General features: G+C 72.6%; 13 protein-coding genes. 8 read left to right on the top strand and 5 right to left on the bottom strand.

Annotation, left to right across the window (positions count from 1 at the left end; all coding sequences use genetic code 11):
- Positions 1–72: 72 nt before the first annotated feature.
- Positions 73–5,223: an AAA family ATPase gene (locus WME79_RS15685; protein WP_437536027.1), complete on the top strand. Its 5,151-nt coding sequence runs from the start codon at positions 73–75 to the stop codon at positions 5,221–5,223.
- Positions 5,224–5,231: 8 nt separating this feature from the next.
- On the opposite strand, the gene WME79_RS15690 is transcribed toward WME79_RS15685, so the two are convergent.
- Entirely contained in the window at positions 5,232–5,588 is a 357-nt protein-coding gene (locus tag WME79_RS15690; protein WP_437536029.1) for a hypothetical protein, read from the bottom strand.
- Between the two features lie 335 nt (positions 5,589–5,923).
- On the opposite strand from WME79_RS15690, the gene WME79_RS15695 reads away from it, so the two are divergent.
- Positions 5,924–8,182, top strand: a complete 2,259-nt coding sequence (locus WME79_RS15695; RefSeq protein ID WP_437536032.1) for a PilZ domain-containing protein — start codon at positions 5,924–5,926, stop codon at positions 8,180–8,182.
- Positions 8,183–8,260: 78 nt separating this feature from the next.
- Here the strand turns inward: WME79_RS15695 and WME79_RS15700 are convergent, their stop codons facing one another.
- From WME79_RS15700 to WME79_RS15715, 4 genes are all read right to left on the bottom strand, one after another.
- Complete coding sequence (locus WME79_RS15700) at positions 8,261–8,962, bottom strand: hypothetical protein (RefSeq protein ID WP_437536035.1); 702 nt, start codon at positions 8,960–8,962, stop codon at positions 8,261–8,263.
- Between the two features lie 260 nt (positions 8,963–9,222).
- Entirely contained in the window at positions 9,223–9,615 is a 393-nt protein-coding gene (locus WME79_RS15705) for a hypothetical protein (RefSeq protein ID WP_437536038.1), read from the bottom strand.
- Positions 9,616–9,776: 161 nt separating this feature from the next.
- Positions 9,777–11,063, bottom strand: coding sequence for a patatin-like phospholipase family protein (locus tag WME79_RS15710; protein ID WP_437536041.1), 1,287 nt, complete (start codon positions 11,061–11,063; stop codon positions 9,777–9,779).
- The gene (locus WME79_RS15715; RefSeq protein WP_437536044.1) at positions 11,060–15,544 is read right to left on the bottom strand and encodes a serine/threonine-protein kinase; all 4,485 of its coding nucleotides are present in this window, start codon (positions 15,542–15,544) and stop codon (positions 11,060–11,062) included. The genes WME79_RS15710 and WME79_RS15715 overlap by 4 nt, the downstream gene beginning before the upstream one ends.
- Before the next feature lie 497 nt (positions 15,545–16,041).
- Between WME79_RS15715 and WME79_RS15720 the strand changes: the two genes are divergently transcribed.
- The 6 genes from WME79_RS15720 to WME79_RS15745 are packed head-to-tail and all read left to right on the top strand — an operon-like array spanning position 16,042 to position 22,350.
- Positions 16,042–17,775 (top strand): fumarate reductase/succinate dehydrogenase flavoprotein subunit, encoded by a 1,734-nt coding sequence (locus WME79_RS15720; RefSeq protein WP_437536047.1) that lies wholly within the window; start codon positions 16,042–16,044, stop codon positions 17,773–17,775.
- 40 nt (positions 17,776–17,815) lie between these two features.
- A complete protein-coding gene (locus tag WME79_RS15725) occupies positions 17,816–18,100 on the top strand; it encodes a 4Fe-4S dicluster domain-containing protein (RefSeq protein WP_437329529.1) in 285 nt (94 codons plus the stop codon).
- A 21-nt stretch (positions 18,101–18,121) separates the two neighbouring features.
- Entirely contained in the window at positions 18,122–19,117 is a 996-nt protein-coding gene (locus WME79_RS15730; protein ID WP_437536051.1) for a HEAT repeat domain-containing protein, read from the top strand.
- Between the two features lie 4 nt (positions 19,118–19,121).
- Positions 19,122–20,561: an ABC transporter substrate-binding protein gene (locus tag WME79_RS15735; protein WP_437536054.1), complete on the top strand. Its 1,440-nt coding sequence runs from the start codon at positions 19,122–19,124 to the stop codon at positions 20,559–20,561.
- Positions 20,558–21,505, top strand: a complete 948-nt coding sequence (locus WME79_RS15740) for an ABC transporter permease (RefSeq protein ID WP_437536057.1) — start codon at positions 20,558–20,560, stop codon at positions 21,503–21,505. Before WME79_RS15735 ends, WME79_RS15740 begins: the two co-directional genes overlap by 4 nt.
- On the top strand, positions 21,502–22,350 hold the full coding sequence (locus WME79_RS15745) for an ABC transporter ATP-binding protein (protein WP_437536059.1): 849 nt from the start codon (positions 21,502–21,504) through the stop codon (positions 22,348–22,350). The genes WME79_RS15740 and WME79_RS15745 overlap by 4 nt, the downstream gene beginning before the upstream one ends.
- The last annotated feature ends 128 nt before the right edge of the window (positions 22,351–22,478 follow it).

Below are 22,478 nucleotides of genomic sequence, written 5' to 3' on the forward strand. Positions count from 1 at the left end.
GCGGCACGGTGGCCGTCGATGCGACGCGGAACGTCGGCCCTGGAGGTACTGCGGCGGCGATAGGATGCGTTCATGACGAAACTGGGTGCGGCCTCGGGCGCTGGATCCGAGAGCCCGCTGCAAGGCTATGTCGTGAGCGACACCCTCCATCAGGGGCCCGAGGTCATCGTCTGCCGCGCGCTCCGCGCCTCGGACGGGCTGCCCGTGGTGCTGAAGGGGCCCATCCCCGGGCGGGCCTTGCCGCGCACGATCGTGAGGCTCCGCCACGAGCAGGCGATCACGAGGGAGATCGCGCACCCGGGCGTCCTCCGCGTCCTCGACGTCGAGGAGGTCGAGGGCCTGCCCGTGCTCGTGCTGGAGGATTTGGGCGGCACGTCGCTCGACATCCTCCTCCGGAGGAAAAGGCTCACCTTGTCTGCGAGCCTGCGCATCGGCATCCACGTCGCGGATGCCCTCGCGTCGCTGCACCACGCTGGCGTCATTCACAAGGACATCAAGCCGCACAACCTCCTCGTCCGCCTCGATCCGCTCCTGGTCAAGGTCGCCGACTTCGGCATCGCCACGCGCCTGTCGCAAGAGGCGCCGAGGGCCGGGAACCCGGACGCCGCCGACGGGACCCTGGCGTACATGTCGCCCGAGCAGACCGGCTGGATGAACCGCAGCCTCGACTGCCGGACGGACCTCTACTCCCTGGGCGTCACCCTCTACGAGATGCTGGTGGGCGCCCCGCCGTTCACGGCGCCGAGCGCCATGGAGCTCGTGCACTGCCACCTCGCCAGGTCGCCGGCGCCGCCGCACATCGCGTGCGCCGAGGTCCCGCGCGTCCTCTCCGACATCGTCATGAAGCTCCTCTCCAAGGCGGCGGAGGATCGTTATCAGTGCGCCGAGGCGCTGAGATCCGATCTCGAGGAGTGCCTCCGGCGGTACGAGGCCGACGGGCGCATCGGTCCTTTCCCGCTCGGCGAGCACGACGCAGGCGGCCGGCTCCGCCTCCCCGAGAAGCTCTACGGGCGCGAGGCCCAGACGCAGGCGATCATGGCCGCCTGCGAGCGCGCGGCGGCCGGCGCCGTCGAGCTGTTCGTCATCTCCGGCCACGCCGGGATCGGCAAATCCGCGCTCGTCCGCGAGGTCTACAAGGTGCTCGCGCAGCGGCCCGGGTACTTCGTCTCGGGGAAGTTCGGCCAGCTCAAGCAGCGCACCCCCTACTCGGCCATCGCGCAGGCCTTCGGCGACCTGTGCGAGCGCATCCGATCGGAGCGGGAGGAGGAGCTCACGCGCTGGAAGGCACGGCTGGGCGCCGCGCTCGGATCGATCGGCCAGGTCGTCGTCGACGTCATCCCCGAGCTCGCGCGCATCATCGGCCCACAGCCCCCCGTGCAGCCGCTCGGGCCGACCGAGTCGAAGAACCGCTTCAGCCTGGCCTTCCAGGCCTTCGTCCGCGCCATCACCGAGGAGCGCCTGCTCGTGCTCTTCATCGATGACCTGCAATGGGCCGATCCCGCCTCGCTCAAGCTCCTCGAGCTCCTGATGACCGAGCCCGAGGGCCGGCGGGCGCTCGTGATCGGCGCCTACCGCGACCAGGAAGTCGACGACGCCCACCCGCTGCCGAGGCTCCTCCGCGACCTGCGCGCGGCGAGCGCGCCCGTCCGCGAGGTGTGGCTCGGGCCGCTCGGGCTCGAGGACATCCGCCGGCTCGTCGCCGACGCCCTGCGCTGCCGCCCCGAGGACGCGGACGCCTTCGCGGCGCTGATCCTCGAGAGGACCGCGGGCAACCCGTTCTTCCTCCACCAGTTCCTGCACGCCCTCGCCGCGGAGGGGATCGTGCGCTTCGATCCGGCCGCGGGCGCGTGGACGTGGAGCCTCGATCGCGCCCGCACCGCGGCGGGCGCCGACCGCGTGGTCGACCTGGTGGCCGCGAAGATCCGGCGGCTCGGCCCCGACGCGCAGCGCGCCCTCCGGCTCGCGGCCTGCGTGGGCCACCGGTTCGACCTCCGGACGCTCGCGTTCGTGGACGAGCGGCCCCCGGCCGAGGTGGCCGCGGCGCTCTGGGAGTCGCTGCGGGAGGGCCTCGTCGTGCCCCTGGATCCCGACTACCGCTTCCTCCACGACGGCGACGCGATCGCCGTGGAGAGGCTGCTCGCGGATCTCGCGTTCCGCGTGTCGTACCGGTTCCAGCACGACCACGTCCAGCAGGCCGCGTACGCGCTCATCGGCGAGGCCGAGCGGACGCGGCTGCACCACCGCATCGGCCGGCTCCTCTCGGCGAGCGCCGGCCACGACCCGAGCGACGAGGAGCTGTTCGCGATCGCCGGCCACCTGAACCTCGGCGCGCCCCTGATCCAGGATCCGGCCGAGCGCGGCCAGCTCATCCGGCTCAACCTGGCGGCAGGCCGGCGCGCGCAGGCGGCGACCGCGTACGACGCCGCGTTCGGCTACCTGACCGCCGCGGCGTCCGCGCTCGACCCGGCGTTCCTGGCCAGCGAGCCGGAGCTCGCCTTCGACCTCCGCGCCGCGCAGGCCGAGTGCGCGTCCCTGAGCGGCCGCTACGACGAGGCGGAGGCGCTCTTCGACGTCCTCCTCGGCAGCGCCGCCTCGGACCGGGAGCGCGCGCGCGTGTGCGTCCTCAGGATGACCCTCTACAACGCGACGCACCGCCCGACCGACACGCTCGCGGTGGCGCTCTGGGGCCTCGGGCTGTTCGGCATCGCGATCCCCACCGAGGGCCCGGCGCTCGACGCCGCGCTCCAGGAAGAGCTCGCCGAGGCCACGAGCAGGTTCAGCGACCAGGCGATCGAGGACATCGGCGCGGGCCCGGAGCTCGCGGATCCACGCATCCTGGCCGCGATCGAGCTGCTCGCCCACCTCACGCCGTCGGCCTACTACCTCAACCCGGTGCTGGCGGCGCTCCTGTCCGTCAAGATGACGAACCTGTCGCTCCGGCACGGGAGCTCGCCGCTGGCCGGCCAAGCCTACGTGAACTACGGCTTCCACCTCGCCGCGACCATGGGGAAGCCGCGCGAGGGCTACAGGATCGCGCGCATGGGCGTCGCCCTGAACGACCGCTACCGGGTCGAGGGCCTCAGGGCGAGGCTCGACTTCCTGTTCGCGGCGATCATGAACCTCTGCCGGCCGCAGCGCGAGCCGCTCGAGCACCTCGAGCGCGCGCGGATCACCGCGATGGAGACGGGCGATTTCATGTTCGCGTCGGCCGCATGCAACATCCTCGCGCAGATGAAGCTCAGCGTGGCCGACGACCTCCGGCGCGTGCGCGAGGAGATCGGCGGGCACCTGCGCTTCGCCTGCCGCACGAAGGACGCGGGGGCGACGGCGGTTCAGACCGCCGCGCGGCAGGTGATCCTCAACCTCGAGGGGCGCACGCTGGCCCGCGGCACGCTGAGCGACGCCGGCTTCGACGAGGACGCGTTCGAGCCGACGCTGGAGGCGCCGGGGTTCGCGAGCCCGGCCGCCATCTACTACACGGCCAGGCTCTCGCTCGCGTTCCTCTATGGCGACCACCAGACCGCGCTCCGGATGGCGCGCCGCGCGCACGAGCGGGCCCTCGCCCTGACCGGCCAGTACAGCGGCATCGTCGATCTGCCGCTCTATACCTGCCTCTCGATCCTGGCGCTCGATCCTGGCGCGAACGGAGCGAACGGAACGGCTGGAACGGCCGGCGAGAAGCGCGAGCGGCTCGACGAGCTGCTCGCCTCGAACCACGACAAGCTCGCCGTGCTCGCGCGGGACTGCCCGGAGCTCCGGCACCTGGAGCTGCTCGTCCGGGCGGAGCGCGCGCGCGTCGCCGGCGAGGGGCTCGAGCCGGTCCTCGCGCTCTATCAGGAGGCGATCGACGCAGCGGATCAGGCGGGGTACGTGCGCTACCGGGCGCTCGTCAGCGAGCTCTGCGGCAGGTTCCTGGCCTCGAGGCGCATGCAGTGGCTCGCGCGATCGTGCCTCGTCGACGCGTACCAGGCGTACGCGCGCTGGGGCGCCACGGCCAAGCTGCGGCAGATGGAGGAGGCGTACGTGGAGCTGCTGCCCCGCGTGGGCACGTCGCAGCCCGCGCCCGCGAACCTGCTGCTCAACCTGACCTCGGTGGTCTCGGCGACCACGGACACGGTCGCGCGGCGCGTGGCGCTGCTCGACGCGGCGGCGTTGATCCGGGCTGCGCAGGCGGTGGCGCGCGAGGTCGATCTCGGCCGCGTCATGACGCGGCTGCTCCGGCTCGCCACCGAGAGCGTCGGCGCCCAGCGGGCCGCGCTGATCCTGGCGCACGAGGCCGGGCCGCGCGTGGAGGCCGTCGTCGAGGACGAGGGCGAGGTGCGCGTCGGCCCGTCCCTGCCCGTCCACGAGAGCGGCGCCGCGGCCGCCTCCGTGATCGAGCTCGTGATGAGCACCGGGAGCTCCGTCGTCGTGGGGGACGCCGCGCAGGACGCGCGGTTCACGGGCGATCCCTACGTCGCGGGGCGAAAGCCGCGATCCGTGCTCGCGTTGCCCATGGCGAGCCAGGGGGAGCTCTCCGGGGTCCTCTACCTGGAGAACAACGCCGCGCCGGACATCTTCTCTCCTGCCCGCCTCGACGTGCTCGAGCTCGTCGCCGCGCAGGCCGCCGTCGCCGTGAAGAACGCGCTGCTCTACGCGAGGGTCCAGGCCGCGAGCGACGAGCTCCGCAGGGCCAACGACGCGCTCGAGGCGGCCGTCGTCGCCCGCACCGCGGAGCTCTCCGCGGCGAAGGTGCAGCTGGAGGTGGAGCTCGTCGAGCGGGAGAGCGCCGAGCGGGAGCGCGCCGCCCTCCAGGAGGATCTCATCCGCGTGCAGCGCGAGCGGCTCGCCGAGCTGTCGACGCCGCTCATCCCGATCACCGACCGGATCATGGTCATGCCGCTCATCGGGACCCTGGACGCGGAGCGAGCGGACGAGGCGCTCGAGACGGCGATGCGCGGCGTGGCGGACACGTCGGCGCAGGTCGTCATCCTGGACATCACGGGCGTGAAGGGCGTGGACAGCACCGTCGCGGCGACGCTCGTTCGGGCCGCTACCGCGCTGCGGCTGCTCGGCGCCGAGGCGGTGATCACCGGGATCCGAGGCCACGTGTCGCAGACGCTGGTCGGCCTCGGGATCGACCTCCGCGAGACCGTCGTCCAGGGGACGCTCCAGCGCGGGATCGCGTATGCGCTCCGGAAGACTGGCCAGGCGAGGCAGCTCGCCGTCATGGCCCCTCGCTGACTGCCCGCTCAGTTGGCGAGCTTGTTCGCCTCTCGCGGGCCGAAGATCGCCTCCCAGTTCGAGCGGTAGGCGTCGGTGGCGACCTGCGCGGGGCCTGACCGGGACGACTCGCGCGCCGCCGGGAGGAGCACCTCCACGTCGAAGAGCCGCGCGTGATCGGACCGCTGCGTCAGCTTCACGAGCTCCCCGTTCAGCGGGCGCCCGTGTTCGGTGGGCCGCAGCTCGCCGATCTCGAGCCGGTCCTCCCGGCTCCGGATCACCCGGAAGCCTTCCCCCTGCTCGACGGGGCTGTGGATGAAGACGACATCCTGATTCGCGGCGGGCGCGGGCGTGTCCTGGTTCTGCGGGGGCTCGTCCTTGCCCATCGGGAGAGTTTCCCACGTTTGCCCCCCGGAGCGCCAGGTGAAGCGGGCGATCGATCGCCGCCCGCTGCCCATCACACACCGCCCCCGCTCTCGCCGCTCCCAGCGCCGCAACGCTGCGCATCACGGCGGCGCGCGTTGACATGGCACGTCGTGCGTGGCGCGTGGCCGGGGCCTCCAAAACTTGGCCAGCGCGGGGCTTACGCCGTACTGCCGGCCAATGGGCCCTCTGCATCCGCGGAGGGCTCGCGATGGCGGACGCGGCTTCGCGGCGGAGGAATGGGCGTATGAACGGTCGAGGCGCAGAGGGAGAGGGCGTTCGCAAGGCGCCGGAATCCTTGGACAGAGAGCGCGAGGGCGGCGGTGAGCGGCGCGCTGGCGCCGGGCAGCGGGTCCGCATCGAGGCGCTCGTCGCGGTCGGCGAGACGTCGGGCGGCGGCTTCGAGGCCGAGTCGATCGACATGTCCCCCGAGGGGATGCGCCTGCGCACGGCGTACCTGCCGCGGATCGGCGACGCCCTGATCTGCCGGTTCGACGGGCTCGGCAAGGAGCTGGTCGTCGAGGGTGAGGTCTGCTGGCGCGCCGAGCAGGCGCGCGGCGGCGAGTTCGGCCTGCGCTTCACTGGCCTCGACGCCGAGTCGGAGGAGGCGGTGCGCGCGATGTGCTCGTCGATCGACGCGGGCGGCGCAGGCGCCGCGGGCCCCGCGCCGGCGCTCGCCGTCCAGGCCGGCGCCGCGTCGCCCGGGGCCGCGCAGCGGGGCTCCCGCGTGCGGCTCCACATCGAGGGTCTGGGCTCGCCCATGAAGGCGCGCGTGCGCGGCGGCGGGCTCGACGATCTCGAGGTCGGCTCCAACCTGGAGTTCCTCAAGGTGGGCCGCTCCCTCGAGCTGGAGGAGGTCGATCAGGGCACGCGCCGCGAGGCGTACATCGATCACGTGAAGGTCGAGGTCGACCCGGCGACGAGCGTGCCGCAGCTCGTGGTCACGCTGTGCTACGAGGCGCCCCGCGCGGCCAAGGCGCCGCGGCCGCGGCCCTCGTCGCCCGAGGCGCTCCCCCCGGCGCGATCTTCCCACGACGCCGGCGCGGCGGCGCGGGCGCCGTCGTCGCCGCCGCAGGGCGAGCGCGCGGCGGCGCGGCCGTCGTCGGCGCCGACCGTTCCAGCGCGCGATCATCAAAGCGAGCGCGCGGCTGCGCGGCCTTCCATGGCGCCGACCGTTCCGGCGCGCGATCATCAAGGCGAACGCGCGCAGGCGCGGCCTTCCTCGGCGCCGGCGGCCGAGCCTCGGGGCGAGCGCGCCCCCTCGGGCGCGAGCGGTGGCGCCGCGGCCCACGCGGACGACGATCACGACAGCGACGTGTCGCCGGCGCTCTCGGCCCGCGAGGCGCGCGCTGGCGCCGACGGGGCGCCGCCCTCTGCGGACGACGGGGCGCCGTCCTCCGCGGGGAGCGCGGCCGAGGAGGCGGGCGCCGAGGCGGCTGCCGACGCGCAGCCGGGCCGGCTGCGTGAGGTTGGCGAGAAGGCCGCGATGGCGGGCAAGGCGGTGGCGGGCAAGATCGCGCCCGCGCTCGCCGGCGCCGGGGCGCGTGCCGCCACGGCGATGGCGGGCCTCGTGGCGGGGATCAAGGCGCGGCGCGCCGCGCGCGCAGGCGACGGATCGGGCAAGGACGGCGGCCCGCGCCGCAAGACGGCGCCGCCGCCGGCTGGCGCGCTGAAGTCCGGCGGTCGCCGGCTGGTGCGCGAGGACCCCGAGGAGGCGGCGGGCGAGGGCGGCGAGCCGCCGCGCTTCAACAAGAAGGCGGCCGCGGTCGGCAGCTTCCTTGGGCTGGCGGCGGTGCTCGTGGTGTTCGGGGCGGCGCGCTTCTTCGGCCTCCGGGGCGGCGACGCGCCCTCGACCGGGGCCGAGTCGGCCGCGGGTGCGCCGGCGCTGCCGGCGTCCTCTGGAGCGCCTGCCCTCGCGGCGGCCGCGGGGACGGCTGGCGCGCCGGGCGGCGCGCTGACGGCGAACGTCCCGCTGTTCGGCGCGACGCCGCTGTCGACGACGGAGCCTGTGCCGCCGACGCCGCCGGCGGAGCCGAGCGCGCTGGCAGGAGACGCGCTCGCGCCCGGCGCGGCGGTCCCGGGCGGCCCGGGCGAAGAAGACGAGGTGGAAGCGGCGGACGACGGCGACCAGGAGGGGCCGCGGGAGTGGGGGCAGGGGTCGGTGAGGAACCCCATCGTGCTGAAGCTCAAGATGGACGGTCCGATCGAGGAGCTGAACGGCGCGGCTGGCGCGATGGGCTTCACCGTATCGCTGCCCGATCGGCGCGCGCTGTCGTCGGGCAGCGGCCTCGCCCGCAAGGACAAGCGCATCGCGTCGGTGCGCGTGGTCAACACGGCGCACGGCGCGGAGGTCACCCTGCAGTTCAAGGACGGCGTGCCCGCCTACAAGGCGAAGGCGCGCGGCGATCGCCTGGAGATCTCGCTCGGCCGCAGCGAATCGAAGAAGGTCGCGTCGAAGTCGAAGCCCGAGAAGAACGAGAAGCACGAGAAGAAGAAGGGCGACGACGCCAAGAAGAAGAGCGAGAAGGGGAGCGGCAAGAAGGACAAGGAGCGCTGAGGGGCGCGGCCGGGCGGAACCAGCCGGGTTGGCAGCCCTGAACCGGTCGAATCCGGGCTCGGCTCCTTCTTCTCCTCCTCAGAGGAAGAAGTGGGCTGTCAGGTTGACGGACCCGCTGCTGGCGTTGCTGCTCTCGCCCATGTACTCGTAGCTCAGGATTGTCCAGCGCCCGGTCATCTCGAATCCGAAGCCTTTCGGACGACCCCACAGAACGCCCAGCTCCAGCATGCCGCCCACGGCGTCGTCGAACCGAACGTCGGCGCCGCCGAGGACGCCGTCGCCATAGAGGTGCGGGTTGAGCTCCAGGATCCCGCCCGCGGCCACGACGCCGTGCCACGAGCTGTCGATTGCCACCAGGCTTCGGACGGAGGCCATCAAGGGGATGCGCTCCAGCTTGATCGAGCCATCGGCGTCGACGAGGGTGCTCTTGTACTTCCACCCGGCGTCCAGCCCGAGACCGAGTCCCACGCGATCCCCGAGCCAGAGCGGCGTCCAGGTCAGTCCACCGGAGAGGGAGACCCCTTCTCCGGCGTCGACGGTGGTCGTGGAGCCGTCCGAGTACGTGAGCTCGGCGAGCTCATCGCCGCCGAAGGCGAGGCCGAGCGAAGCGTGCAATCCCAGAGACGAGAGCCATTCCCCGCGGCGCAGGGCCGGGGCGAACTCGTTCGGAGCGCTATCCGCCTCGGGTGCTGCGGAGGGAGCCTCGGCGCGCGCCACGGAAGACCAACCTAGTATTCCCACTCCCAGCGCCGTGATCAGGATCTTCGAGTTGATGGTCATGGTTCTCGCTCCAATCCGAGCCGTCAGCCGGTGACGGCAATGACGATCGTGCCGCGCACGCCGACGAGTACGCGTTCGCCAGCGCGGCTCTTCCCGACGTCGTGCAGCCTCTGAACGCCGTCACACCGGCACTCGGCGCGGCGTCAGCCTCGGTGAAGGACACGCGTGCTGGCGTTGTGTGAGCCTTCGAGTGACGAGGCGATAGACAATGGGTTTATTGTGAAATCTTGTCAACGGCGAAGCAGGGAGAGGTCATGGCGTCATGAAGGCATACCCAGCAGGCGTGGGTCGAACTCCCGGGAGCGCTCGCCACGGACGCCGAGCAAGGCTCGGCCGATGGATGCGCAGGAGCGTGGCGGTGGGGCCGATCCGCGCATGCCTCTGTCGCGGGATCGGGTGTTGCGGTGCTTCGCTTCGCCGATGAGGCCGGCCTCGACGCCGTGACGATGCGGGCTGTCGGCCAGCGTTTGCACGTCGAGGCCATGCCCCTCGACAAGCATGTCACTCACAAGGGCGATATCGTCGACGATCTCGTTGAGATCGTTGTCTCCGAGATACTTCGCCTTCGGCCTGGAGGCTCCGCCGGGGGTCGTGGCGCACCGGCTCCGTTGGGAGGGGGCGTCGCCCGGGGGGTCGCAACGGATCGAGTCCATGGAGGGGGCTGCCGGGGCCGCGACACGCGCCGACTGCCCGCGCCAAGGGCCCACGTCGCCGAAGGTCCTCCTTGGTTGCCCATCCACGGGGGCCGGGCAGCTCGGCACTCCCTCCCTCGCTCCCTCCAACCCCCTCAGCGGCGACCTCCGCCGCTGCCGCGCTACACCGACCTCCCCGGCCCCACCGGCGGCGGGATCGACCACTCCGCGCTGTCCGACAGCCTCGGCTCCGCCTCCTCCGCCGCGCTCCCGAAGAAGTCCGCGACGTCGTGCCGCCTCGCCTCCGCGTCCGCGCGCCCCAGCTCGATCAGCTTCCGCGTGAACGAGCCATCGAACAGAAGGTAGCTCGCGAGATCCGCGTCGTTCTCCGCACCCACATCCACCAGCGAGAGCAGCCTCCGCATCATCGCCGGCCCTCCCTGCAGCTTGCCCGCCCTCACGTGCTCCGCCGCCAGGCGCCCGAGATCCGCGCTCGGCCTCACCACCAGCGTCTCCACCCTCCGGTACGGCAGCGCCCCGCGCAGCGCCGCGGCCCCGTTGATCGACTGAAGGAAATCCGGGCCGAACGCCTGCTCCCCGTCCTCGATCATGTGGTTCACCCGCGTCAGAACCTCGAAATCGGTCTGGATGTGGTCGAGCAGGAACGCGTTCAGCACCTTGCCGAGCACGAGCGCCATCCCCGGCGGCTTCCCGCTGTCCCCCGCGTCGATGCTCCGCACCTCCCGCGACAGCCCGATCGCCAGGACGTGCGTCGCCCCCAGCCGGAGCGCCGGCGCGATCGGCGTGTTCTGCCGCACGCCCCCGTCCATGTACAGATCGCGGCCGATCCGCACCGGCGGGAACAGGATCGGGATCGCCGCCGACGCGAGCGCGTGCTGCGGGCCTATCAGCGCCCCCCGGATGATCGTCCGCGGCGGCGCCGTCGTCGGCAGCGCCCCATCCGGGCCCGTCTGCATGAAGATCACCGTCCGCCCCGTCGCGATCTCCGTCGCCGACACGCTCACCGCCGAGAGGTAGCCGTGGCGCAGCGTCCGCGCGATCGCGCGCCACGGGATCTCCCGCTCGACCAGCCGCTGCATCGGCGAGACGTCGAACAGGCCCACCCCCTCCGACCCGCCCCCGAACAGGAGCTTCGGCATCGAGATCGCCTGCCGGACCCCGAAGCCGAGCACCGTCTCCAGCTTCAGCTGCGTCCACAGGTTGACGAGCCGCCGCACCCCCAGCGTCGGATCGTCGAGGTGCGCCGCCAGGTAACACGCGTTCACCGCGCCCACCGACGTGCCGCACAGGATGTCGATGCGCGGCGGCGCCCCGCGGAGCCGCGCAAACGCGTCGAGCACGTACGACAGCACCCCGACCTCGTACGCGCCCCGGGCGCCGCCGCCCGAGAGGATCACCGCCACCTTGCGCCGCGGGTTCGCCCCGGTCCTCGCGCCCGTTCCCGTCATGCCATCTCCCCGCGGCGGAGCGGGTCGTGCCCCGCCGCCGGCCCGTCCGCCTCGGCGGCGAGGACCCGCCGCACCACGGTGCGCTCCAGGAACAGCGCCCTGAGCCGCGCGTCGCGGATGTAGCCCGCCACCCGCCGCACGTGCGCCGCGGCGCGGTGGTACGCGTCCGTCGAGCTCGCCGGCGCGCCCTTCTGCAGCGCCTCGCAGCAGAGATCGCGCACCTCGATGCCGTACTCCGAGCTGCCCGCCTCGACAGCGCCGAGCGCCGTCCGCGCGAGCAGCACCCCGGAGTGGACCTCGCCCGCGTCCACCCGCGACGCCGCCTCGATCGCCGTCGCGTGGGCGTGGTAGCTCATCAACCCCTGCGACTCGGCGAGCTGCCGCGCCTCGGAGGCGTTCGCGATCGCGCCCTGGATGTCGCCTCGCGCCCTCGCCAGGAGGCCGCGGACGTTGCGCTCGTGGATCATGTCGTAAACGCTGCCGGTCACCGCGATGAGCGCGCCCGCATCGGCGCAGAGCGTGTGCGCGGCGTCCACGTCGCCCGCCTCGAGGAGGATCCCTGCCGAGCAGAGGAGCGTGTCGGCCCGCGCATCCTGATCGTCATAGCGCTCGTGGGCCTCGCGCGCCCGCTTCATGTACGCGAGGCTCCGCGGTACGTCCCCGAGCTTCGCGTACGCGTGGCCGATGTTGCTCAGCGTCTTCGCGATCTGGAACCGGCCGCCGATCGCGAGATCGATGGAGATCGACGAGAGCCCGACCGCGATCGCGTCCTCGAAGCGCTCGAGCACGAACATCGCCACCGCGAGCGAGTTCTTCGCGCGCGCCTCGCTGCGGCGCGCCCCCACCGCGCGGAACACCGCGATCGCCTCGGCGTAGGCCTCCACCGCCTCCTGCACGCGGCCGACCCGGCGCAGGAGCACGCCCTTCGTGCGCAGCACCTCCGCGCGCGCCCGCGGCGTCAGCCCGCCCGCCTGCGTCACCCGGAGCGCGCGATCCGCCGCGCTGATCGCGCCCTGGACGTCGCCGAGCTCCCGCAGCACCTCCGACAGGATCGTGAGCGCCTCGACCTCGAGCGCGGGGCGGCGCGCGATGCGCGCGATCTCGGCCGCGCGCTGCGCCACCGGCAGGCCGCGGGCGAGGTAGCCGTCGTCGAGGTCGAACCGCGCGGTGCGCACGAGGGCGAGCGCCGCCCAGCGCGCCTGGCCGCTGTCCTTCGCGAGCTGGCGCAGCGCCGCGAGGTGCCTCCGCCGGTCGCGGCGGCGGCCGAGGTGGCGGAAGACCGCCTCCAGCGCCTCGTGCGCGATCATCACGCGGGTGTCGCCGGCCGGCAGGAGCGACAGCGCGCGCTCGTAGTACCGCCGCGACAGCTGCGCCTGGTGCCCCGCCCGCGCGGCCCGCGCGGCGTCGAGGTAGAGCTCCGCCGCCGGCCCGGGCGCCTCGCCCCGCGCGAGGTGCTGCGCCACGATCGCCGCCGAGAGCCCCTGCGAGAGCGGCGTCGTCGACAGGTGCTCGCCGAGCCGGCGGTGCATGCGCACGCGGCTCGCGCCGTCGAGCGCGAGGTAGGCGACGTCGCGCACGAGCGGGTGCCGGAAGTCCACGGCCCCGGCGCGGCGATCGCACAGGCCGCGGGCGCAGAGGCGCGTCACCGCCTCGTCGTCGGCGAGCCGCGTCAGGTTCAGGATGTCGTCCTTGAGCAGCGGCCCCCCGGCGACCGCCAGCCAGTTCACGACGTCGTGCTCCGCCGGCGGCAGCTCGCGCAGGCGGTCGCCGATGAGCTGCTCCAGCGTCGACGGCAGCGGCTCGCCGCGATCCCCCGTCCGGTCGTGGCGCACGAGCTCGTGCTGCCCGCCCGGGTGCTCGACGATCTCCAGCGTGCCCCGCTCGAGGAGCGCGTCGATCATCTCGAGCAGGAAGAACGGGTTGCCGGCGACGCGCGGCACGAGCTCGCCGCAGACGGCCGCCACCCCGTCGCGCACGCCGAGGCGCGCCTCGACGAGGCGCATCTGCTCCTCGGCGCTGAGGCCGCGGAGCTCGATCCGCACGAGCCCCTCGATGAACGGGGTCACGCGCTCCTCGGGGCGCGTGAGGAGCAGCACGAGCACCGGGAGCCGCTCCGCGCGCTGCTTCAGGAGCTCCGAGAGGAGCTCCAGGCTCGGCCGGTCGGCCCACTGGAGGCCGTCGATGACGACGACGAGCGGCTGGTGGCGCGCCAGCGAGCCGAGCAGGTACTTCACGCCCCGCACCACCACGTCGCGGCCGTAGGCGGCCGCGTCCTCCTCGGGGTGCTCGAGCTGCTTGCCCGTGACGAGCTCGGCGAGCCGCGTGACGATGCGCGCGCCGAGCGGCGAGCGCGCGATGGGCCCGAGCAGGGCGCGGATCACGTGGGACGCGTCGTCGATCGCGTGGTCGAGCCCCATCCCGGTGACGTCGCGGAGCACGTCGCAGACCGTGGCGAGCGGCAGCTCGCTCTTCACGGGCGAGCACTCGACGTGGAGCACGCGCGCGTCGCCCGGGAGCTCCGAGAGGAACGTGGAGATGAGCGCGCTCTTGCCGATGCCCATCTCGCCGACGATGACGCGCGCCACGGACTGGCCGCGGAGCGCGCCGATCGGCGGGCTCGAGGGCCTGCTCGGCCGGCTCGGGGGCTTGCTCTGCCGGCTCCCCGGCGGCTCGCTCTCGCCGAAGCGCGCGGGCGGCTCGACGTTGCCCTTCACGGGCGGCGAGATCGCCCGGTGGTAGGCCGCGTGCAGATCGGCCCGCTCCGCGTCGCGCCCCACGAGGTCGTTCGGCGAGAGCGCGATCTCCGCCATCCGCTCCTCGCGGGTGAGCGGGCGCTGCAGCGCGTAGAGCCGCATCTGGTGCGGGACCGGGTAGCCGCGGGCGTCGTCGAGGTCGAGCGAGGGCGCGTCGCCCCAGCGGAAGTCGCGGCGGACGAGGCGGTAGACGCCGCCCGCGACCCAGGTCTTGCCGAACGGGGTGCGGCTGCCGATGCGCTCGGCGAGGAAGTTCGCGGGCTCCTTGAGCGCGTGGTTGATGAGGTGCCCCTGCTCGTCGCGCTCGCCGTACGCGATGCCCCGGACGATGCCGATCGCGGCGCGGAGCTCGACGGGCAGGTCCTCCGACGCGCCCGCGAGCGCCTCGTGCACGTCGACCGCCAGCGAGGCGGCGTCGGCCGCGGCGCGCGAGGGGTTCGCGAGCAGCCCGACCACCGCGCGCGCGCTCGCGTGCGACTCCCACGACCAGATCGCCCCGTGCTTGAAGGCGATCGCGTCGAGGGTCGTGCGGATCGAGCGCCCGCTGCGCTTGCCGGCGAGCCGGCCCTGCGCCCCGAGCAGCGCGTCGACGCCCTCGATGCGCAGCGTGACCACGGCGACGTGGCGCACCTCGCGCACGGCGCGCGGCGCGCCGGTGCCCTCGACGTCGCCGCCCGTGCGCGCGGCCGGCACCGCCGCGAGCGTCTGCGGCTGCGCCACCGATCCGTCGTCCGCGGGCTGCTCCTCCGCGCCCTCCACGCCTTCCACGCGCCGCGCGGCGCCCTCGCGCGCCTCCTCCGCGCGGTCGCGGCCGAGCAGGTGGGCCACGGTCTGCTCGACCGAGGCGTTGTCGACGAGCTCCTGCCTCGCGAGCAGCGCGCGCGCGATCGCCCCGGCCAGGTCGCGCGCGGTCTGGAAGCGGGCCTCGGGCTCGCGCTCCATGGCGCGCATCACGATCGTCTCGAGCTCCGCGGGGATGTCGCGCGCGTGCGACGACGGGGGGTCGAACCGGCCCTCCTTCACGGCCAGGAGGAGCGCCTCGTCGTCGAGCTTGCCGTACGGCGAGCGCATGGCGAGCATCTCGTAGAGCACGACGCCGAGGGCGTAGATGTCGCTGCGCCGGTCGACGCGCTCGCCGCGCGCCTGCTCGGGCGACATGTACCCGAACTTGCCCTTCAGCACGCCGGGCTCCTCGCGGAAGAGGTTGGCGCTGGCGATGCCGAAGTCGGCGATCTTCACGACGCCCTCGAGCGAGAGCAGGATGTTCTGCGGCGAGACGTCGCGGTGGACGATGGCGAGCGGCATGCCGCCCTCGTCCTTGCGCTCGTGGGCGTAGTGCAGCCCCTTCGCCGCCTCGGAGACGATGAACGCCGACACGAGCGGCGGGATCCGCGACTCCTTCTGCTGGGCGGCCCGCATCAGCTTGCCGAGGTCGAAGCCCTCGACGTACTCCATCGAGAGGAGCAGCCCGTCCTCGCCGTGGTCGGAGAACTCGTAGACCTGGACGATGTTCGGGTGGTTCAGGCGCGTGGCGAGGTGGGCCTCCTCCACGAACATCGCGCGGAAGCGCCGCGAAGCCCCGTGCGCGGGGAGGATGCGCTTGACGACGAGGAGCTTGTACGTCCCCTCGGCGCCCCGCTTCTTGGCGAGGAAGACCTCCGCCATGCCGCCAGCGCCCAGGCGGCGCTGGATCTCTAGGTCGGCGAGCTGGGATGGGTGCTTGGCCATGCAGCGAAGCGGCGCGCGGGCGCCCTGGCTGGGAGGCGCCGGGCGCGGTGAATCGGGTGACCGGTGATGAACAAGGTCCGCGCTCGGTTCCCCCGATCCATGGGAGGACTACGGGTTGACCCGCATGGTAGCGTCCCGCCCGCGTCTCCGGGGAGACAACCAGGGTGGAAAGGCGAATCTTTCTGGGTGGCTCGGGGATCCCCGCCGGGGGTGAGCCCGCCCGCGCGCCGCACATCCGCGATAGCGGCGCCGCCGGCCCCCGGCCCTGACGTTTCGCTTGCAAGACGCCCGCCCACGGCGCGCGGCACGTGACGTCCGGCGGGTGCTGCGCCAGCAGCAACAAAGCTGTTGCCGAAGCAGAGGTCGTCTGTTAAAACGGATGTCGCGTCTGTGATGAGAGACGCCGGGCGTCCGACCCCGGCCGCTGGCCATTGGCCACTGGGCCGAGAGGCGGTGGGGTCGTCGTGTGCGCGCGCCTGAAACCTTGAGGGCTTGTAATGGACATTCGCGTGACAGAGGCGGACGTCGTCGTCGTGGGCGGCGGCAGCGCAGGCTCCACTGCAGCGGTGGAGGCGCAACAGCGGTTGCCCCGGGGGAGGGTGGTCCTCCTCGAGAAGGCGCATATCAAGCGGAGCGGCGCCATCGCGATAGGCATGGATGGGCTGAACAACGCCATCATACCAGGGCACGCGACGCCGGAGCAGTACGTGAAGGAGATCACGGTGGCCAATGACGGCATCGTGAACCAGCGCGCCGTCTATGAATATGCGCGGAACAGCTTCGCGATGATCCAGGAGCTCGACTCCTGGGGCGTGAAGTTCCAGAAGACGCGATCGGGCGATTTCGACGTCAAGAAGGTCCACCACAACGGCAGCTATGTCCTCCCGATGCCCGAGGGCTACGATCTCAAGAAGATCCTGACGCGCATGGTCAAGCGCGCTGGCGTGAAGGTCGTCAACCGCGTGATGGCGACGCGGATCCTCGTGACCGACGGCCACGTCGCCGGGGTGATCGGCTTCGACACCCGGGAAGGGCATATCGAGATCATCAAGGCGAGGGCGGTCATCCTGTGCTGCGGCGCCTCGGGGCGGCTCGGGCTGCCGGCGTCGGGCTACCTCCATGGCACGTACGAGAACCCGTCGAACGCCGGAGACGGCTACTCGATGGCGTACCACGCGGGCGCCGAGCTCTCGGGTATCGAGTGCTTCCAGGTGAACCCGCTCATCAAGGACTACAACGGTCCGGCGTGCGCGTACGTGACAGGCCCGCTCGGCGGGCACACGGTCAACGCGAACGGGCACCGCTTCATCGAGAGCGATTACTGGAGCGGGCAGATGATGCTCGAGTTCTACCGGGAGCTCCACTCCGCGAACGGCCCCGTGTACCTGCAGCTCACCCACCTTGCCCCGGAGACGATCACCGAGGTCGAGCGGGTCCTGCACCAGACGGAGCGCCCGAGCCGCGGGCGCTTCCACGAGGGGAGGGGGCACAGCTACGCGAACGATCTCGTCGAGATGCACATCTCCGAGATCGGCCTGTGCAGCGGGCACAGCGCGTCGGGGGTCTGGGTCAACGAGAAGGGCGAGACCACGGTGCCCGGCCTCTACGCCGCCGGCGACATGGCGTGCGTGCCGCACAACTACCTGCTCGGCGCGCTCACCTACGGGAAGATCTGCGCCCAGAGCGCGCTCGATTACCTCGAGCGCGCGCCCGCGGTCGAGCCGCTCGCCGCCGCGGTCGACGCCGAGCGAGAGCGCATCCTCGCCCCCCTCTCGCGGCGAAGCGGGGTGGCGCCGCACCAGTACGAATACAAGGTGCGGCGCCTGGTGAACGATTATCTGCAGCCGCCCAAGACGGGGAACAAGATGACGCTCGGGCTCGAGTACTTCCTGCGTGCGAAGGAGGAGCTCGAGGAGGTCACCGCGGAGAGCCCCCACGAGCTCATGCGGGTGATGGAGTGCCATTTCATCCGCGACTGCGCGGAGATGGCGGCGCGCGCGTCGCTGTACCGGACCGAGAGCCGCTGGGGCCTCTACCACTACCGGCTCGATTACCCCGAGATGGACGACCGCAACTGGTTCACGCACGTGAACCTGAAGAAGGACGAGCGCGGCGAGATGGTCGCCTTCAAGAGGCCGATCGATCCTTATCTCTTCCCGATCGACGACGGCGAGCGCACGGCCTACCACCGGCTGCGCATCCCGGCCGAAGAGCAGCGCGCGTCGGTCTGACGAGCGCGCGAGAACGCGAGAACACGAGGTCAATCAAGCGATGGGTCACCTGCTCAACCGCGAATCCGTCAAGGCGCAGAGCGCCAGGTCCGTGGGCCACGCCGAGGCCGCCGTGCGGCTCGATCTGCCCGTCGTCATCGACGAGGCGTCGTGCATCAAGGGCTGCCGCATCTGCATCGACTCATGCCCGGTCGATTGCCTTGCCATCGATCCCGAGACGAAGAAGGCCCACATGGCCTACGACGAGTGCTGGTATTGCCTCGCGTGCGAGATCGATTGCCCCAAAGAGGCCATCACCGTGAAGATCCCCTTTCTTATCCGATAGCGACACCACGGCAGAGACGACATGACACAGTCTTCGCTCGCGCAGGATCTCGAGGGCATCCTCGGGGATCCCGACCCCGGCGCGCGCCAGCTGGCGCTGACGCAGATAGAGGATCTCTCGGATCCGGAGATCATCCACCCCCTGATCGCGGCGGTCCGCGACGAGGATCCGACGGTGCGGGCGCTCGCGCTCGGGCACCTCGAGGATCTCGGCGACGCCCGCGCGGTACCCGCCGTCGTCGGGGCGCTCGACGACGAGGACGCCCGCGTGCGGGAGGCGGCCGCCACGGCGCTCCGCGAGATCCGCGGGGCAGACGCCGCCACGCACCTCATCAAGGCGCTGGGGCACACGAGCCCGTTCGTCCGCACCTCGGTGATCGTGGCGCTCCGCGAGATCCGCGATCCGCGGGCGCTCGCGCCCCTCGAAGGGGCGCTGGGCGACCCGGATCCCGAGGTGCGGCGCGAGGCGGTCCTCTCCCTGGCCTACCTGCGGCGGCCCGAGTCGGCGCCGGCGCTCCGCCCGAGCCTGCGCGATCCCGACGCGCGGGTGCGGCAGGTCGCGATCGGCGCGCTCGAGTCGCTCGGCGCGCGGGGCGACACCGCGTTCGTCCAGGACCTCGTGGGGCTGCTCTCCGATCCGGACTGGCGGGTCCGGGTGGAGGCCGCCATCGTGCTCGGCCGCTCGGCGCACGGCCTCGCGGCGCCGCACCTCCGGAGCGCGCTCGACGACAGCGCCTGGCAGGTCCGGAAGGAGGCGGCGCTCGCGCTCGGGCGGCTCCGGGCCGCCTCGGCCACGGAGGATCTGATCGGGCTGCTCGGGAGCGACCTCGCGGATCTGCGCAAGGCGGCCGCGCAGGCGCTCGGCGAGATCGAGGCGGCGGCCGCGGAGGCGCCGCTCCGCCGGCTGCTCGGCGACGCCGACGTCGAGGTGCGGAAGGCGGCCGGCCGCGCGCTCGAGGCCATCCGGGAGGGAATCGGACGAGGAAACGCACGACATGAGACCTTTGCGAGGGATTGAACCGATGACCAAGGCACTTCGCGTGCTCGCCTTCCTCACGTTGCTCGCAACGGTCCTCGCCGGGCTGTCGTGCAAGCCAGAGGCGAAGCAGACGATCCGGATCGCGATCGGGACGCAGGACACGACCATCAATTGCGCCACCGGCGGGCTGCTCATCCGGGAGCTCAAGCTGCTCGAGAAGCACCTGCCGAGGGACGGCAAGTACAAGGACGTCACCTACGAGATCGAGTGGAAGGACTTCACCTCCGGGCCGCCGCTGACGACCGAGATGGTGGCCGAGAAGCTCGATATCGGCGCGATGGCCGACTTCCCCGGCGTGCTGAACGGCGTCGCGTTCCAGAAGCAGGGGAGCCGCAGCCACTTCATCTCCACGCTCTCCGGCAGCGCGCTGGGGAGCGGCAACGGGATCGTCGTGCCGAGCGATTCCCCCGCCCAGGGCCTGAAGGACCTCAAGGGCAAACAGATCTCGGTGCCGTTCGGGTCATCGGCCCACGGCATGCTGCTCCGGGCGATCCGCGATCTCGGCTGGGATCCGGACAAGGACGTGACGCTCGTCTCGCAGTCGCCGGAGGTGGGCGGCTCGTCGCTCAAGGCGAACAAGATCGACGCGCACGCGGATTTCGTCCCGTTCGCGGAGCTGTTCCCCTTCCGCGGCTTCGCCCGGAAGATCTACGACGGCTCCAGCGTGAAGGTGCCGACGGTGCACGGCGTGCTGGTGCGCGAGGCATACGCGGAGAAATACCCGGAGATCGTCGTGGCCTTCCTCAAGGCGGCGCTCGAGGCCGACCGCCTGTTCGCGGAGGAGCCCGAGAAGTACAGCGAGCTCATCGAGAAGGTGACCGGCGTGGACGCCGAGGTCGCCTACATGTTCCACGGCCCGCTCGGCATCCAGACGCGGGACTTCACGATCAAGCCCGAGGCCCGGCGCGCCCTCCAGGTCGCGGTGGACACGCTCACGCTGCTGAAGCGCACCGACACGACCCTCGACGTGGGGACGTTCGTGGACGACCGGTACATCCGGCGCGCGGCGGCGGAGCTCGGGCTCGACTACGAGGCGCGGCTCGCGAGCTACGCGAAGCTCCCGCTGTCCGGGAAAGACGCGCTGTCCGGGGAGCCGATCGCCGAGCCGACGCTGGCCGCGCAGATCTGGGTCGCGGGCGAGCCGAAGGTGCGCGCGTACGCGAGCCCGGGCACGGCGCTGGCCGCGCTGGGGCAGCTGAAGACCGAGGGCAAGGAGATCCGCGCGGTGTTCGTGCACGATCGCTCGAGCGGGGTGAAGCTCCTCGCCGATCGCGCGTGGTACGCGAGGCGCCCGGACGGCGGCCTGTCGGCGTTCCTGGCGAAGGAAGACGCGGAGCGGTGGGCCGCGGAGAACGGCGCGGCGGTCGTCGACTTCGCGACCCTGCGGGCCGAGCGCGCGAAGCTCACGGCGGCGGCGCCATGACGATGATCTCCGAGCGCAGCGCGCCGGCCGGGGCGGAGCTCGCCGGCGGCGCGGCCTTCGCGCCCGCCCCGCCGAGCGCGAAGGCTGCGCCCGCCCCGCCGAGCGCGGCCCGGCGGGGCGCGTCCCCCGCGCCGGGCCGCGCGCCCCGCGAGGCGCGCCCGCGCCGCGACCTCCGCCGCGCCGTCCTGCGCGCCCTGTCCGTGGCGGCGTGCGTCGGCCTCTGGCAGTGGGCGTCGATGACACGCGCGGATCTCGGCGTCGTCACGTTCCTCAACGTGCCCGCGCCGACCGACGTCCTCGTCGCGGCGCGGGAGCTCTTCGCCTCGCCGAAGCTCTGGCAGCACCTCGGGAACAGCGTGTTCCGCGTCCTCGCGGGGTTCGCGGCCGCGGGCGCCACGGGGGTCGTGCTCGGGCTCCTCATCGGCAGGTCGCGGCTCGCCGAGGACACCCTCCTGCCGCCGCTCGAGATCCTGCGCCCCATCCCCGGCGTCGCCTGGCTCCCGCTCGCGATCCTGATGTTCCCGTCGGCCGAGCTGAGCATGATCTTCATCACGTACATGGGGGCGCTGTTCCCGATCCTGATCGCGACGATCCACGGCGTGGGCGCCCTCGATCCGCGGCTCATCGCGAGCTCCCGCAGCCTGGGCGCGCGCCCGTTCCGCCTGTTCCTCGAGGTGGTCCTGCCGGGCGCGCTGCCGAGCATCGTCACGGGGATGAGCATCGGCATGGGGACGTCCTGGTTCTGCCTCGTGACCGCCGAGATGATCGGGGGGCAGTACGGCATCGGCTACTTCACCTGGGAGTCGTACAACTTGCAGCGTTATCCGGACATCGTCCTCGGCATGCTGCTCATCGGCCTGCTCGGCATGCTCAGCAGCGCGCTCGTCCTGCGGGCCGGCGCGTGGCTCACCCCGTGGCAGCAGCCCCAGGAGAAGGGCCGATGACGCTCGACGCGAGCCGCGCGGCGGCGCGCCGGGAGAGCCCGGGGGGCGCCGTGGAGATCCGCGGCCTGTCCGTGGCCCTCGGGACGGGCGCCCGCCGCGTCGAGGCGGTGCGGGATCTCGACCTCCGCGTCGAGGGCGGCGAGCTCGTGAGCCTCCTCGGCCCTTCCGGGTGCGGGAAGTCGACGATCCTGAACGCGGTCGCCGGGTACGTGGCGCCGGAGCGCGGCAGCATCGTCGTCGGCGGCGAGCGGGTCGACGGGCCGGGGCCGGCGCGCGGCATGGTCTTCCAGCAGAGCTCGCTGCTCCCCTGGAAGACGGTGCTGAACAACGTCGGCTTCGGCCTCAAGATGCGCGGCGTCCCCGAGCGCGAGCGCAGGGAGGCGTCCCGGCGCCTGCTTTCGCTGGTCGGGCTGTCGGGGTTCGAGGACGCCTATCCGTCGCAGCTCTCCGGCGGCATGCAGCAGCGCGTGGAGATCGCGCGCGTGCTGATCACGGAGCCGCGCGTCGTGCTGATGGACGAGCCGTTCAGCGCGCTGGACGCCCAGACCAGGCTCTCGATGCAGGAGCTGCTGCTCGACGTCTTCCGCCAGGTGCGCACGACGGTGCTGTTCGTCACGCACGACATCGACGAGGCCATCTTCCTGTCCGACCGCATCGCCCTGATGACCCGCCGCCCCTGCCGCGTCGGCGCGGAGATCGCCGTGCCGTTCGGGAGGCCGAGGACCGCGGCGATCGTGGGCTCCGGCGAGTTCGCGGCGATCAAGCGGCGGTGCCTAGAGGCCCTCCGCGACGAGCGCGCGGCCGCCGCGCACCGCCACGATCTGGAGGCCCAGACCAGCGCGTGAGGCCGGGCCGGCGCGCCGGGCCCGGGCCGCGGGGGCGCGGCGCCTCGGGGCCGGCGGCACCAGCCCTCGCGGTCGCGCTTGATGTCCCGGGCGTTCCTCCTTACTACCGAGCCGAGAGGAGTGATCCC

Origin of the sequence: Sorangium sp. So ce726, assembly GCF_051521405.1 — a bacterium.
GTDB lineage: Bacteria > Myxococcota_A > Polyangia > Polyangiales > Polyangiaceae > Sorangium.